The sequence below is a fragment of the Priestia sp. HNGD-A6 genome (assembly GCF_045784335.1).
GTDB classification, from domain to species: Bacteria; Bacillota; Bacilli; order Bacillales; family Bacillaceae_H; genus Priestia; species Priestia zanthoxyli.
Map to the genome: position 1 here is coordinate 1,631,357 of NZ_CP138621.1, position 14,506 is coordinate 1,645,862.

Annotated in this window: 14 protein-coding genes; 2 read left to right on the forward strand and 12 right to left on the reverse strand. The window is 40.5% G+C overall.

Annotated features, from left to right (window positions below):
* Positions 1–46: 46 nt before the first annotated feature.
* The 5 genes from SCI76_RS08315 to SCI76_RS08335 form a co-directional block, all read right to left on the reverse strand.
* Entirely contained in the window at positions 47–1,180 is a 1,134-nt protein-coding gene (locus SCI76_RS08315) for a DUF2087 domain-containing protein (RefSeq protein ID WP_407545133.1), read from the reverse strand.
* A gap of 166 nt (positions 1,181–1,346) precedes the next feature.
* Positions 1,347–1,484 carry a hypothetical protein gene (locus SCI76_RS08320; protein WP_168760442.1) on the reverse strand — a complete coding sequence of 46 codons (138 nt, stop codon included), beginning with the start codon at positions 1,482–1,484 and terminating at the stop codon, positions 1,347–1,349.
* 100 nt (positions 1,485–1,584) lie between these two features.
* On the reverse strand, positions 1,585–2,043 hold the full coding sequence (locus tag SCI76_RS08325; protein ID WP_048020478.1) for a VOC family protein: 459 nt from the start codon (positions 2,041–2,043) through the stop codon (positions 1,585–1,587).
* Between the two features lie 262 nt (positions 2,044–2,305).
* Positions 2,306–3,169, reverse strand: coding sequence for a GRP family sugar transporter (locus SCI76_RS08330; RefSeq protein WP_014461163.1), 864 nt, complete (start codon positions 3,167–3,169; stop codon positions 2,306–2,308).
* A gap of 453 nt (positions 3,170–3,622) precedes the next feature.
* Positions 3,623–4,600: a carbohydrate kinase family protein gene (locus SCI76_RS08335; protein WP_407545134.1), complete on the reverse strand. Its 978-nt coding sequence runs from the start codon at positions 4,598–4,600 to the stop codon at positions 3,623–3,625.
* Between the two features lie 456 nt (positions 4,601–5,056).
* On the opposite strand from SCI76_RS08335, the gene SCI76_RS08340 reads away from it, so the two are divergent.
* On the forward strand, positions 5,057–5,383 hold the full coding sequence (locus SCI76_RS08340; protein WP_014461165.1) for a cyclic-phosphate processing receiver domain-containing protein: 327 nt from the start codon (positions 5,057–5,059) through the stop codon (positions 5,381–5,383).
* Positions 5,384–5,598: 215 nt separating this feature from the next.
* Here the strand turns inward: SCI76_RS08340 and SCI76_RS08345 are convergent, their stop codons facing one another.
* From SCI76_RS08345 to SCI76_RS08365, 5 genes are all read right to left on the reverse strand, one after another.
* A complete protein-coding gene (locus SCI76_RS08345; protein WP_053074067.1) occupies positions 5,599–6,435 on the reverse strand; it encodes a formate/nitrite transporter family protein in 837 nt (278 codons plus the stop codon).
* 24 nt (positions 6,436–6,459) lie between these two features.
* The gene (cobA, locus tag SCI76_RS08350; protein WP_048020221.1) at positions 6,460–7,230 is read right to left on the reverse strand and encodes a uroporphyrinogen-III C-methyltransferase; all 771 of its coding nucleotides are present in this window, start codon (positions 7,228–7,230) and stop codon (positions 6,460–6,462) included.
* A gap of 71 nt (positions 7,231–7,301) precedes the next feature.
* Entirely contained in the window at positions 7,302–7,628 is a 327-nt protein-coding gene (nirD, locus tag SCI76_RS08355; RefSeq protein WP_013055862.1) for a nitrite reductase small subunit NirD, read from the reverse strand.
* A gap of 18 nt (positions 7,629–7,646) precedes the next feature.
* Positions 7,647–10,061, reverse strand: a complete 2,415-nt coding sequence (gene nirB, locus SCI76_RS08360) for a nitrite reductase large subunit NirB (RefSeq protein ID WP_338705315.1) — start codon at positions 10,059–10,061, stop codon at positions 7,647–7,649.
* Positions 10,062–10,673: 612 nt separating this feature from the next.
* Entirely contained in the window at positions 10,674–11,420 is a 747-nt protein-coding gene (locus SCI76_RS08365) for an SGNH/GDSL hydrolase family protein (protein ID WP_048020219.1), read from the reverse strand.
* Between the two features lie 464 nt (positions 11,421–11,884).
* Between SCI76_RS08365 and SCI76_RS08370 the strand changes: the two genes are divergently transcribed.
* Positions 11,885–12,376 carry a sigma-70 family RNA polymerase sigma factor gene (locus SCI76_RS08370; RefSeq protein WP_045293088.1) on the forward strand — a complete coding sequence of 164 codons (492 nt, stop codon included), beginning with the start codon at positions 11,885–11,887 and terminating at the stop codon, positions 12,374–12,376.
* 100 nt (positions 12,377–12,476) lie between these two features.
* Here SCI76_RS08370 and SCI76_RS08375 read toward each other — a convergent pair whose 3' ends face one another.
* Both SCI76_RS08375 and SCI76_RS08380 read right to left on the reverse strand, forming a co-directional pair.
* Positions 12,477–12,956, reverse strand: a complete 480-nt coding sequence (locus tag SCI76_RS08375; RefSeq protein WP_048020218.1) for a competence protein ComK — start codon at positions 12,954–12,956, stop codon at positions 12,477–12,479.
* A gap of 139 nt (positions 12,957–13,095) precedes the next feature.
* On the reverse strand, positions 13,096–14,454 hold the full coding sequence (locus SCI76_RS08380; RefSeq protein WP_013055857.1) for a gluconate:H+ symporter: 1,359 nt from the start codon (positions 14,452–14,454) through the stop codon (positions 13,096–13,098).
* Positions 14,455–14,506: the final 52 nt, after the last annotated feature.

Below are 14,506 nucleotides of genomic sequence, written 5' to 3' on the forward strand. Positions count from 1 at the left end.
TTTTCTGATTCCACTACTTCACTTTTCACATGTTGATTCTTCACACCTATTTCTCCTTTGTATCAGCTTTCGGCGAATGATAGCCTTTTTCGCCGTAAGGCTGCAGCTTCTCTAACCATTTCGCTTCTAGTTTTAGCAAATCCTTTTTTGAAAGTGCTTTTTCTTCTTCTCTTTTAATCGTTTCCAGCATCTCAATTGAAAAAGCATCCGCACCATACGTATTCCACTCATCTTGAAGCTCTTTATTTTGATGAGTGTTCGTCTTTAACGTGAACTTTACGCCGTTTAACGTTTTAACGTTAGGCGTAGAGCCAATATAAATCTTATCGTTGTGAAGGTTTTTAATTTGATACACGCCGCCTTCTGTTTTTACTTCTTTCGCTAGCTGCTTCATTTGTTTTTTGTAGTCTTTTGAGTCCATACTCATCTCTGTCTCTCCTTTTCTCCAGTAGCTGCTTCCGTCTGCGCTGCGCTCTAAGAACCCGTACTCAATTAAATAGCGTCGCAGCACCGCATAGTCGTCATAAAAAGGTGTTAACCTATCATTTACTTCTTTTTCGGTATACGTTGCGCCAAACTCAAAATGCCCGCTTAATTCTTCAAGAACAACAAGACGGTGTTTTTCTTGCAAATGAAAGGTGCGAAGCGGTCCGTTTAAACCTTGCGGGAAATTCTTCGCTAAAATTTTTTCACGCTCTTCATCACTGACGCTGTAGCGCTGATTTCTTCTAGGCACCGTATTTGTTACGGGTACCGCCTTCTCTTCTTCCCCTTCATCTAACAGTTCCATCAGCGTTAAAAACACTTTTGCCTGACGCTCTTTTTTCTTTAATGTAAAGCGGTGATTCCGAATGGTGGATGAACTGCCGATCCCCATTTCTTTTTGAATATCACTATCACTTTTTCCTTCTTTAAAAAACTTCACTAAATTTTTTTGATGATCTGAAAGACCGGTTACCTCTTTATCTAGCCCTATTAAATGATGAAATACAGATCCGTGCTGCTGTTCCACATGAAGCTTCATATAACGTTTTGCTTCATAAAAAACACCTTCCACCGGATAAATAATGCCTTTTTCAATACTTTCACCGCACAGTAAGCAGTGGTAGTGATCTTCGCTTTCCCCGTATCCTTTTTTCATATCTTCAAAAGATGATTCCCAAAACAAGTCGTTTACCATTTAAATAGACACCTTTCTATTTTGTTTATTAATTTATAAACAAATATATTATATGTTTATTATTATGTCAATTCTACGTTTATGTTACATAAAAAAAGTTGAGACATAACGAAATCAACCCAACCTAAAGACGAACAAATGAGATACACGAGCTCATATAAATCGCTTATGACACCGCAGTTAATTTCCGTGCAAGGCTTTGCTTTCCGCGGGCGGCCGGTAAGCCTCCTCGTCGCTTATGCTCCTGCGGGGTCTCACCTATTCCGCTTTTCCCGCAGGAGTCTTCGCCTTGCCCTCCAATCAACTGCTAGAAAGACCTACACATATGAAACCTACGTTTACCATAACTAAAAAAACGAACCGCTAATCAAACACGTTGATCAGTGGTTCGTTTTTCACTTGTGCTAAAATAATTTCGTCCCGATCTCTTTATTCCATTCACTTAAATACGGAAAATCCTTAGATACAACGGGCTCATCATTCAAAAGCGTAATTAACTCCAAGCTGTTACCGTCAGGGTCATTAAAGTACACGCACGCCGCCGGCATCCACGTATGAACAATTGGCTCTGTCTGCGGTTTTCCAAACGACGTTTCTTCAGGTTCAATACCTTTTGAACGCAGCCACGTTAACGCTTCATGAATATCTGCGGCTTCAATTCCAAAAGCAAAGTGACTTCTTTTCAACTCTTTTTCGTCTGTTTCCCAAAGACCAAGCATTTGCTTTTGTTCCCCAACAAAGAAAAAAGCACAGCGCCGCTCTTCAATTTTATGAACAAACGTCAGCCCAAGATGTCTATAAAACTCAATCGAATCCTCCAAACTCCGAACCTGTACATGCGTTTCATAAATACTCTTAATCATAGCCTCTCCCCCATCCTTTCCTACTACTATAAGCCATTTCACACCAAACAGCTTCCTAACAAAGAATGAAAAACAATCATACTTAAGAACGAGAAACACTCACACAAACGTCCAGCTTGGAAATCTCCAAGAGCACTATGGATTTGAATTTGACTTTACCTAAGGGTTTGAGGCTACCCCGCAAGGGGTGCCTCAAACCCTTAGGTCTAGAAAAACCCCCATGGCTGCACTTTAGCCATGGGGGTTTTTCTACATCGATATATTAAGCGTGGGCTTTTGCGAGACCTATGCAGATACCGCCTGAAATAATCAGTACACTCGCAAGAGATACATAAAACAATTGACGCTTCGTTTTCTTTTCTCCCAAGAAGACAATACCGCCAAAGATAGAAATAACAATACCCATTTGCGATAATGAAAAGCTTGTTGCTACGCCTAGTCTTGATTGAGATAAGAATAAGAACATGTTTCCAGATGCCCAGATTAGACCTGGTAAGATATTACGAATCGTATATTTGTTAAATGGCTTGTGTTTGTATGTAATGATTAAGCCGCCAATTAACATACCGATTGCTTGCGGGAATAGAGCTGCCCATGCGTCTACGTTGAAGATACGTGCGATAACTACGTAAACTAAGAACCCAAGACTTGAAATGATAAGAGTGATAACTCCTTTTTTCGTTTGTCCTGGAGTCCCTTGTGCTCCTTCTTTTTTACCGTCTAATGAAGAAAGCACCACGCCTGCTAGTATTAAAAGAATCGCAATGGATCCAAGTACAATCGTTTGAAGCGTTGACCATTCTTTAAATACAATAACACCAAAAAGAGCTGTTGATACTAATTGCATACCCGTTGAAATCGGCATTGACTTTGAAACCCCAAGGTATGGAACACTTTTAAACTGATTGCTTTGACCTACTGACCAGAACAAACCTGAAACAATCCCAACAATAACAAGCGTTGGCGTTAACACCGGCTGAACAATCATAAACTGAACAAATGAAAGAATTAAAGCTCCAATAATTGTTCCAAGCGTTTGACTGTAAGGTCCACCGCCCATCTTCATACTAACTAAAATCATGCTTCCCCACGCAACGGAAGGAAGAACACCTAGCAAAATATCCATCTTTCTCTTAACCTACTTTCCTATTTCTAATCTATGTACATCGTATGTAACGACCTGCTGCTTTTCTTTTACCAAGGGCTACAGACTTGTTGCCTCTTGAATATTCCCCCAAAGGTTCACCTAAGCGTCTGATGCCTACCCCGCAAGGGGGGCAACAGACGCTTAGGTCTAGAAAATTTAATAGGATCGCTCTTTAATCCTATTAAATTTTCTACATCGATAAATATATAACGTTTTCATAAATGGTGGTAAAACTGCTATTTCTTGCTGCTCGTATTATACTAACACGAACATTTATTATTTAGCTAGAAATTTTTTTGATTATTTTTTAAAAACAGAAAAAATTTTTTTCTTCTTGCTCCGCAGCTCGCTTTTTCCTCTTATGTGATCTGCAATCAGCAGAAACGGACGCCTCTGCTGATTGCAAATAAGAAGAGATAAAGCCTTTTCATTTTAGTTAGCTACAGGCTTACAAAATTGCTCGACTACTTCTTTGGCTGGAATGGAACTGATCGCACCTTTTCCAGTTGTCGTTAAGGCACCGCTTGCATTGGCAAAGCGCAAAATAGCATCGTGGTCTGAGTCAAGAATAGCCGTTAAGTTTTCTTGTGACACATCGCGGCTTAATAGCTGATAAAGGAATCCGCCAATAAACGCATCTCCTGCACCTGTTGTATCAACAACCGCTACTTTGTAACCGTTTGATTCATAGACAGCTTCTTTTGTATAAAGCGTTGCGCCTTCTGCACCTTTTGTGAACACAACTACTTGAACGTCACCTGTAAATAGAGACTGAATCGCTTGCTGTTCATCTTCAATGCCTGTGATAAACGTTAGCTCGTCGTCTGAAATTTTGACAATGTGCGCTTGAGGAATAAATTCTAAAATCGTTTGACGGCATAGCTCATGGTCTTTCCACAGTGGAAGACGTACATTTGGATCAAAGCTGATAACTCCACCTTTTTCTTTCATACTTTTAATCGCTTTCATATGAGCGTATTTCATAGGACTTTCAACTAAATCAACCGAACAGAAATGAAGAAGATCGTTGCTTGTAAACCAATCAGGGTTAATTTCGTCTTCCGTTAACAATAAATCTGCTGAAGGATTACGATAGAAGCTGAAATCTCTTTCTCCGTCTTCACGCAGAGAAACGAAAGCTAAAGCTGTGTTTGCTTCTTCTGTACGATAAACCATATCAGTACCTACTCCTACTTCACGAAGCGTATCTACTAGAAAGTCTCCAAACGCATCTTCTCCAACTTTTGTAATAAGCGCTGACTCATTACCGTATGTAGCAACAACTGCCGCAACGTTTGCCGGCGCTCCGCCTGGCACACGCGTAAACGATTCCACTTCTTTCAATTGAAGACCTTTTTGAGCTGGAATCATATCAATTAATACTTCACCGATACTAAATAACTTACCCATTCTATTCACCTTACTTTTCTTTTTTGTCATATTGTCATACTATGTTCCAAAAAAATCCTTAAATCAAATTATACGTCCCAAACATCTTTTTCGTAAAGAGAAATTTCCAATTTATTTTAAAAAAATCGCAAATTATCGTTTTTTTCTCACAACCTTTTATTCATTAAACCTTTTCCATCCCTTGTCAAATCTGGGATTTAAATGACCTTGTTAAACAAAGATCACAAAATAAAAAAAGTTAATTTCCAGTTTAAACTGTTTATCTATTCACTTTTCGTTCGACATCTCTTTCCTTATTTCCTGTTTATTCGCCGTGAATATGTAAATAATGATAAAAATTCGTGTTTTTACCCCTATTTAAGAAGGAATAGCTTAAAACGTGTCGAATAGACTTAGGTAGGTATATGACATTATGTATGTTACACTAAATACAAGGCAAGGAAGGGAGAATCAGTCATGAAAATCAATGTTTTTCTAGACGACTATCGCAAATGCCCTGACGGTCATGTTTTAGCCGAAACGATTGACGAATGTATTGATCTTTTAAGATCATTCGATGTTGAACATTTGTCACTCGATCACGATTTACTCAGCAAGACACGGAATGGATTAATGCTCGTGCATTTTATGGTAAAACACCATTTATATGCCGATCGAATCACGATTCACTCCGCTAATCATTTAGGCAGCAAAGCAATGTACAACTGCTTTAAAGAAGCTCAAAAAGAGCATAAAATGCCAAACAACATTAAAATTCTAAGATGCCCTCTGCCTCTTCGATGATATCTGCACCCTCACACATTCATTTCAACAGAATCTGTTCGGATTCAATTCTCACAGACATCCTGTTTCTATAAAATGAAGAACAATACTGCTTGTTCGATACGTATAGATGTGAATACGCTTTAAGCAGTTTATATTATATAGAAGAAAACCGCTCTAAAATACCGTTATGATAGCTTTAAAAGCAGACTATATGGTACAAAGAGCGGTTTTTGCTATTTAGACAGTTTAGCAGAATCCAAATCAGCTGAGAGAGCAGCCGGCTGTTTTTTAACTTCTTTTAGCTGCCTAGCATTCACTAACCAGTAAATGCTTCCTACAAACAGTCCTCCCCCTACGATGTTTCCGAGCGTAACAGGAATTAAATTATGAAATAGCCCAGCAGCCGAAATCGTATCTGGATGCGGAAGCAGTAAAGCCAGGCCAAGAAACGTCATATTTGCCACGCTGTGCTCGTATCCTGAAGCAACAAATGCAAACAGCATCCAAAAAATAAGCATGATCTTTGCTGCATCGCTTTTAGTGCGCGAAGCCGTCCAAATCGCCAGACAAACAAGCCAGTTGCAAAGGATGCCGCGAAAAAACAATTCACTGACCGGCAAATTCATTTTTTTAGCTGCCAGCGTCATGAGTAAATGATTCGGTTCAATTCCTTTAAACAAACCGGTTCCGGTAATTAACAAACAAAGCCCAAACGCTCCTATCGCATTTCCGATAAAACACCACGTCCAGTTTTTGAACGTATCTTTCCATGTCGTGACTCCCGATAGCGTACTGACCGTATAAACCATATGATTCCCCGTAAACAATTCAGCTCCTGCAAATACGACAAGCAGGAGAGCAACAGCAAATGATAACCCCATCACAAGAGAAACGACCGGTAAAGAAGCAGAAGCTAAAGGCGCTCCTACTGATAGAGCTAATATAACGCCAAGTCCCACGTAAGCACCCGCAAGAACAGCTAACAGCAAATAACTCGGTAAATGATCATTCACAAGCTTCGTTTTTTCACGGGCTAACTCATTCATTGACTGCAGTGAATTCTTAAGCAAAAGCGTTCCCTCCTTTTATTCATCTTAAACGCATACTTTTTCTTCTGTTTTTTCCAAAAACCAAGAAAGAACAGAAGCTTGCTTCACCACTTCACCAATCACAATCATCGCGGGATTGCTGACTTTCTGCTCTGCAGCCGTATCTACGATTGTGCCAAGCGTGCCTGTAACCGTGCGTTGATAAACCGACGTGCCTTCTTCAATAAGAGCGACCGGCGTATCCGCGCTTTTTCCGGCGTCTAAAAGCTGACGGCAAATATAAGGCAAGTTTTTAACGCCCATATAAATCGCAAGCGTATCAACTCCTTTTGCTAAATGCTCCCAGCGAATACTTTCCGGCTTGCCGCTCAAGCAGTGTCCCGTCACAATCGCAAACGAACGGCTGAGCTCCCGATGCGTCACAGGAATTCCAGCATAGGCCGGTGCCGCTATGCCTGCTGTAATTCCTGGAACGACTTCAAACGAAATTCCGTTTTGAACGAGTACTTCTGCTTCTTCTCCGCCTCTTCCGAAAATAAACGGATCTCCGCCTTTTAACCGGACGACGGTGTTTCCTTTTCTTGCGTAGCATACAAGCAAATCATGAATATCATCTTGAGAAACGCAGTGATCACCAGGCTTTTTCCCGCAGTAGACAAGTTCGGCTCCTTCTTTTGCATACTGAAGAAGAACAGGGTTCACTAATCGGTCATATAAAATAACGTCTGCTTTTTCTAAACATTTGGCTGCTTTTATCGTTAGCAAATCTGGATCTCCTGGTCCGGCTCCTACAATGTACACTTTTCCTGTTCTCATTTTTGCTTCGCTCCTTTTAGTGTGTCCCCTTGAATTTTTGTGGCGCGTTGAAAGTCAACGCGCCACGTTACTTATTCTTCAATTAAAAGATACAGCAAATCTCCTTCAACAGATGCTTCGTACGTGTCTACACAGCCACTGTCAGGCTCTTGCACGTTACCGTCATGCAAGCAAATTTTCCAGTCGTGCATCGGACAAAACACCGAGTCGCCGCTCACGATCCCTTCACTTAGCACCCCGCCTTTATGCGGACAACGATTTTCAATTGCCCGTATTTTTCCGCTTGATAGCTTAAACACCGCAATTTCTTTTCCGTTTACTTTCACTGTTTTACCCAGGCTTACTGGAAAATCATGAATTGACCCTACGCATACTTTTGTAATGTTTTTATTCACCATCTTTATTTCCCCCCAGCATTATGATGTGACAACTGTTTCGAACAGCTCTTTTTTCGTCTTTTTGCTTTCGACGATTTCTTTCCAAGGATCACGGTACGTAGATAACGCTTCGTCCATACGCATATTCAGCTCTCTTCTTGTCTCAGCGTCATCAAGCACGGACTGAATGTGCGAAAGTCCCATGCGCTCAATCCATGCAGACGTACGCTCTAAGTAATTAGCCGTTTCTCGGTAATACTGCAAATAAGCTCCTGTAATGTCCATCAATTCTTCGTCTGTTTTTACTTTATATAACAAATCTCCGCCGCGAAGATGCGTACCTCCATTTCCGCCCACGTAAATTTCCCAGCCGCCGTCAATTCCAATAAAGCCAATATCTTTAATACCTGACTCAGCGCAGCTTCTCGGACAAGCAGATACAGCCATTTTCACTTTATGAGGCGTCCATAGTCCTTCAAATTTTTTCTCAAGCGCAATTCCAACGCCCATTGAATCCTGCGTGCCAAAACGGCAAAACTGTTCGCCGACGCATGTTTTCACGGTCCGCAGCGACTTACCGTACGCGTAGCCAGAAGGCATATCTAACTCTTCCCATACGCTAGGCAAATCTTCTTTTTTAACACCAAACAAATCAAGACGCTGACCACCCGTCACTTTTACGAGCGGAATTTCATATTTATCAACAACATCTGCAATTTTTCGTAAATCTTCTGCATTTGTGACGCCTCCGTACATGCGAGGAACAACAGAATACGTGCCGTCTTTTTGAATATTTGCGTGCATGCGTTCATTCACAAATCGTGATTCGCGTTCATCAACGTATCCGGTCGGATTTACCATACCTAAATAATAATTCAGCGCCGGACGGCATTTCGAACAGCCTTCTTCATTATTCCATCCGAGCACATTCATCACTTCACGCGTATGCGAAAGACCTTTTGCTTTGATTTCTTCGACCACTTCATCTCGTGATAGAGTCGTACAGCCGCAAATCGCTTCTTTTTGAGCCGTAGCGTCAAAGTCAGCGCCAAGCGTATGCTGAAGCACTTCCGCTACAAGCGGTTTACATCCTCCGCAGGAGCGAGAGGCACTTGTACAAGCTTTGATTTCATCAACCGATGAGCATCCTTGTTTTTGGATAGCTTCCACAATCGTACCTTTTGTTACGCCGTTACAGCCGCAAATAATATCATCCGCACTCATGCTTGCTACTAAGCTTTCACCCGCGTTACCGCCAGATGGCTGTAAAATCGACACTTTTGCGACATCGGATACATCTTCTTGCTTTTGAATCATTGAAAACAGTCGATTTCCGTCGCTGCTGTCTCCAAAAAGAACGGCTCCTACAATTTGATTGCCTCGCAAAACAAGCTTTTTATAAATGCCGTCTTGTTCATCGAACACCTTGATCGCTTTTTTCTCTTCATCTTCCGTGAAGTCTCCTGCCGAAAACACTTCAACACCTGATACTTTTAGCTGCGTGGATAAAACCGATCCTTCATAAGGCACTTTTTCTGCCCCGCAAACCGCTTTTGCTAATGCTTTTCCTTGTTCATACAAAGGTGCCACTAATCCGTATACCATTCCTCTATGCTCTGCACATTCTCCAACCGCGTAGATGTTTGGAATATCCGTTTGCATATAATCATCCACGATAATTCCTCGGTTTACATTAAGTCCCGCTGCTTTTGCAAGCTGGACATTTGGTTTAATTCCGACTGCCATCACGACCAAATCAGCTTCTAAAAACGTCCCGTCTTTAAAAGATAATCCTTCAACTCGCTCATCTCCGACAATTTCCGCCGTTTGCTTTTCAAGCAAAAACTTCATGCCTTGTTTTTCTAATTCGTTTTGAAGCAATTTGCCCGCTGTTGGATCGAGCTGACGTTCCATTAAATACGGAGCTAAATGAATCACAGATACATCCATCCCTAGATTTAACAGCCCGCGCGCCGCTTCTAATCCAAGCAGTCCGCCTCCAATAACCGCTGCTTTTTTATACTGCTGAGATGCCTGCAGCATTTCATCCGTGTCTTTTATATCTCGAAAAGCCGTAACTCCTTTTTTATCAGACCCTGGAATCGGAAGAATAAAAGGAAGAGAGCCCGTTGCTAAAATCAACTCATCATACGATTCTACTCTGCCGCTGTTTGTCGCTACTTCTTTTTTTACTGAATCGATACTCGTAACCGTTTCGTTCGTATATAATGTAATATTGTTTTCTTGATACCAGTTCCAATCGTTTAACGTAATGTCTTCAACATTTGTATCCCCTTGCAGCACTTTTGACAGTAAAATACGATTATAGTTCGTATGCGGCTCGCTTCCAAAAATCGTAATTTCAAACGCTTCGCTTGAAACCTTCAATACTTCTTCAATCGCTCGAACTCCAGCCATTCCATTTCCAATCAATACGAGTTTCTTTTTTTGCATCTTCCATTCCTCCCCTGGCGTCTATACCTGCTTGTTTCAAAGATATATTTTATATGCATCTTTAAAGATATATTTAAGATATATGAATTTTCTGAATCGTTCAACTTATGTGTCAGGTTATCTAACACTGTTATGATATGTATACGATTCCATTGCTTTAACAGCAAGCAAAAAAAAATAAGTGCTCTAATTACGTTTTAATTTGGATCATCCTTTGCATTTTATTTTGTGATGTTTTTCACAACGTTAATGTAACAAAAAGAAATAACCTGAGCTATGATAAAAATCACTCCTAAATGTTGATAAGTAAAAAATAAAAATCTCAAAAGTTCTTTATAAAGAATTTTTAAAAAATAAACTGTTCTTTATAGTATTTACTATCTCCCTTATATTCTTTATAATGAATAAGAAAAACCTTTATTAAGAACAGAACGGAGAATGAGCATGCCACTCGTAAACATCAAGAAGGTTTGGACTCCTTTAGAGTTTATTGGATTTAAGCTTTATAAGTGTAAAGATACAAAAAGCTACTACTATAAAACGAGAAAAAGCCACAATCTAGCAAAATTGTAAAAAAACAAGCCCTATTTCTTTTGAAACAGGGCTTGTCTTTTATTTTCCTGTAAACCAATTCACAACATACTCTCCCCACACTTCATTTCCTTTTTTCGTTAAATTCCCGCTGTCTTTATTGATATACTCTCCTAAATGAAACGGCCAAATGAGCGAGTGATTCATATAATATACCCAGTTTGCTTCAGATACTCCCCTGATCGCTTCTACCCCTTCTTCATAGGACTCGGTTTGTGAAATATATGGCTGTGAAGGCTGAACCATAAGGGTCTTTTTCAAGTCTTTGAGCTGATGAATGAGCTTGTCTGTATTTTCAAGCGTCTCATCTAGCGTAAGGTGCTGATAGTCATTTTTAAGAGGTGCTTCAAACAGAATAATGTTTGGCTGAAGTTGATCAATTTGATCGGCAATATGTGAGGATAAAAGCTCATCCGTTGTCCCGTTACCATATGAAAGGGTTTTAACCGTAAATACATCACGTCCATATGTAGCTGCTAGCTCTTTTTTTAACTGCTGAGGCCACCCTGCTTTCTTTGCAGATGTGGCAATTACAAGAGTCAAAGGTTTTTTATTTGCGATAGATGATTGGATTTGCTTTGTGATAAAGTCTGGAAGATTTTTTGTATAAGCAGATACGTCGGAAAACTGTTTTTCTTTATGTACAACAGCAGTTTTTACTTCACTTGCCTGCGCTTCCGTTTGCTCCTGCCAGTGCTGCGTCCCCGCATACATCACCGCCCCGCACAAAACAGCCGCCGCCACATTTACCCCAACCATCGCCTTCATTCAATCTCCCCTTTACCCACTTTTTAAAAACCAACTATATTCTGCCCACCCAACTTACATTCAATAGAAAACACAAAAGGACAACCACAAAAATACTTCACTGAATTTGCCCAAAAAGGTTCACATATGCGGCAGGCGCAAACCCGCAAGGGAGGGTGACTGCCGCTTAGGTCTAGCAACTCTACCATCACCGCTCTTCCGTGATGGTAGAGTTGCTACATCGATATATAAATAGTATAGATTAGTAGAATTTGGAATGGGGGACCTTTCGTACGTAAAATCTCTACAAATACACGTATACTTCGCATATTTCCTAGCGAAACGTGAAGTTTCCGGGGAAATTACGTCACGTTTCTTAAAAAGAAAACATAATGTACGCTCATTCGCACATGTGATCTTCCCCTTGTACAGTAGAGATACCGGCGGAATACAGCAAAAGCGCGTTTTTGAAAAAGGAATGCTACATGCAAAAAAGCTCGTTTGATCAAATCGCTTCATCTTTTCATCCATTAATTGTGTCGATGATTAAAAAATTTCATATTTACAAAGACTACGACGAATATTATCAAATTGCGTTAATTGGTTTATGGAGAGCGTATCAAAAATTTGACGAAAGCAAAGGCTCTTTTTCCGCTTATGCCTACACAACCGTGCGCGGTACGATCCTATCTCATTTAAAAGGCACCATTTTATACGAAGAACGGGAAACACCAGCTGAGCAGAACCTACTTTCACTAAACGAAGATCACGCTCTTCCCGTTCCGCTAGAAAGTGAAATCATCAAGCAGCATATCGAACATTTAACGGGAAGAGAAAAAATCTATGTACTCGAACATCTGTTAGAAGGCTACTCGTATAAAGATATTGCCTACAAATACGGAGTCTCCACGGGAGCCGTTAAAAACTGGGGAAAAGCAGCCCGCAAAAAGCTAAAGGCCTCGCTTCTTCAGGAGTAAGAAAAGGAGGAAGCTTATCATAAGCTTCCTCCTTTCATTCATATGTGTAGTCCAAACGATTGTTCATATGTAGGACAAGTTTATTCGATAAATCGAACGATCATGCCAAGACAACCGGACTTTCTAAACAGTAATTACGAATAACAGCCGCTCTGGCCAGCTTTTTTTCTAAACTATAATAAGAAAGTTTCACTGGAATGAACGTTCCATCTTTGAAGTGAATTAGCATGGAGGTTGGATCAACTGTAGCAAGCGTGTGTGAAGTATGAACATGAGAGGCAAAAATCCAGGCGCAGCCATAGTCATTTGGCGAAGATGTCGGAAACGCAATGATGGCTTGTGAACGATTAATAACAAGCGGCGTAAGCTGTTTGTACGGAAACATTTTTCGAACGGCGGCAATCGATCCCTTAAACGTACTTAATTCCCGAATGCACGCTTCTTCTAATAATTGCTTACACGTCTTTCTTAGCATGTATTCTCCTGCTTCATCCAGCACCTTTGTGCAGTGTATAGGGTCGTTCACTGGAATCAATGCTTTTGTCGTCAAACCAATTTGATAGTTTTCATTATTTGTCATACATCTACCCCCTTTGCTACTTTATAACTATTCTATACTATCGAAACGGGAAAAATCTAGTCTTTTTTTCTCATTATTTGAAATGTTTTGAATATATTTAATATCCAAAGAAAAAAGCGCTGAAGCCAGCGCCTTTCTTTTAAATAAAAATGTCTAAAATAAGAACCATTGCAAACGCCGCAAATGATAGAATCGTTTCCATCACTGTCCACGTTTTTAACGTTTGGGCCACTGACATGTTGAAGAATTCCTTGATTAACCAGAAGCCAGAATCGTTTACGTGCGATAGCATTACAGAACCTGCGCCTGTTGCTAGCACCAATAGCTCTGGACTTACGTTTGGCATGGTTGCTGCAATGGGTGCTACAATACCTGCTGCTGTTGTCATTGCCACTGTTGCTGAACCAACTGCTGCACGAATTAACCCGGCAATCACAAACGCTAGTACGATAGGAGAAAGATGTGCATCTTGAGCAAATCCTGCAATCGCGTCACCTACACCGCTTGCTGTTAAAATTTTGTTAAAACCGCCGCCTGCACCGATGATTAAAATGATCGAAGCAACGGGTCCAAGACATTCATTTGTGAATTTTAATAAATCATCTTTGTTGTATCCTCTTGCAAAACCGAACGAATAAAAAGCAAACACTAGCGAAATTAATAGCGCTACGATTGGGCTTCCGATAAAGTTTGTTACATAGCGAATCGTACTTGTTTCTGGATAAACAAACCCAGTAATTGTTGCTAAAAGCATTAATAGTACCGGTAGTAAAATCGTGAATAACGTAATTCCAAAGCCAGGAAGATCTTTATGCTTTGACTCTGTGAACTGCTCCATAATTTCACCCGTTGGCTCTACGTGAACGCGGCGTGAAATGAACGATCCGTAAATAGGACCTGCCACTGCTGCAGCTGGGAATGCCACAACTAATGAATACAAAATCGTTTTACCTAAATCTGCTTTGAAGATATCCACCGCTAGCATCGCTGCTGGATGTGGAGGTACTAAACTGTGAACAACGGCTAAACCGGCAATTAATGATAAACCAATTTTAATAAGTGACGTACCCGTATGCTTGGCAATTACAAATACAAGCGGAATTAATAACACAACCCCTACTTGGAAAAAGACTGGAATACCACAAATAACGGCTACAACCATCATTGCCCAGTGTACGTTCTTTTCACCGAATACTTTAATTAACGTGCGGGCAATACGCTCAGCTCCGCCTGACTCTGCCATCATTTTACCTAACATCGTTCCAAGACCAAGAACAATCGCGATAAATCCTAAGACGCTCGCTACTCCTTCTTGGAAAGCCGTTACGATATCAGGCAGCTTCATTCCTGAAATAAGACCCATAAACAAAGCCGCAACAATCAGTGCTACGAACGGATTTGTTTTAAACTTAGCAATTAAAAAGATAAGTCCAACAATCGATACAATCGCATACAGCAAAAGACTTGCTTCATGACTTAATCCGAATACTGAATTCATATGTTCATCCCCTTAGTGTGACCATTTTTCATGTACGTACATCCAAATAATG

Bases quoted from the DNA above. Each gene is read 5' to 3' on its own strand.
- SCI76_RS08315 (WP_407545133.1), bottom strand. From the start codon at position 1,180: ATGGTAAACGACTTGTTTTGGGAATCATCTTTTGAAGATATGAAAAAA.
- SCI76_RS08325 (WP_048020478.1), bottom strand. From the start codon at position 2,043: ATGATTAAGAGTATTTATGAAACGCATGTACAGGTTCGGAGTTTGGAG.
- SCI76_RS08330 (WP_014461163.1), bottom strand. From the start codon at position 3,169: ATGGATATTTTGCTAGGTGTTCTTCCTTCCGTTGCGTGGGGAAGCATG.
- SCI76_RS08335 (WP_407545134.1), bottom strand. From the start codon at position 4,600: ATGGGTAAGTTATTTAGTATCGGTGAAGTATTAATTGATATGATTCCA.
- SCI76_RS08340 (WP_014461165.1), top strand. From the start codon at position 5,057: ATGAAAATCAATGTTTTTCTAGACGACTATCGCAAATGCCCTGACGGT.
- cobA (WP_048020221.1), bottom strand. From the start codon at position 7,230: ATGAGAACAGGAAAAGTGTACATTGTAGGAGCCGGACCAGGAGATCCA.
- nirD (WP_013055862.1), bottom strand. From the start codon at position 7,628: ATGGTGAATAAAAACATTACAAAAGTATGCGTAGGGTCAATTCATGAT.
- nirB (WP_338705315.1), bottom strand. From the start codon at position 10,061: ATGCAAAAAAAGAAACTCGTATTGATTGGAAATGGAATGGCTGGAGTT.
- SCI76_RS08365 (WP_048020219.1), bottom strand. From the start codon at position 11,420: ATGAAGGCGATGGTTGGGGTAAATGTGGCGGCGGCTGTTTTGTGCGGG.
- SCI76_RS08370 (WP_045293088.1), top strand. From the start codon at position 11,885: ATGCAAAAAAGCTCGTTTGATCAAATCGCTTCATCTTTTCATCCATTA.
- SCI76_RS08375 (WP_048020218.1), bottom strand. From the start codon at position 12,956: ATGACAAATAATGAAAACTATCAAATTGGTTTGACGACAAAAGCATTG.
- SCI76_RS08380 (WP_013055857.1), bottom strand. From the start codon at position 14,454: ATGAATTCAGTATTCGGATTAAGTCATGAAGCAAGTCTTTTGCTGTAT.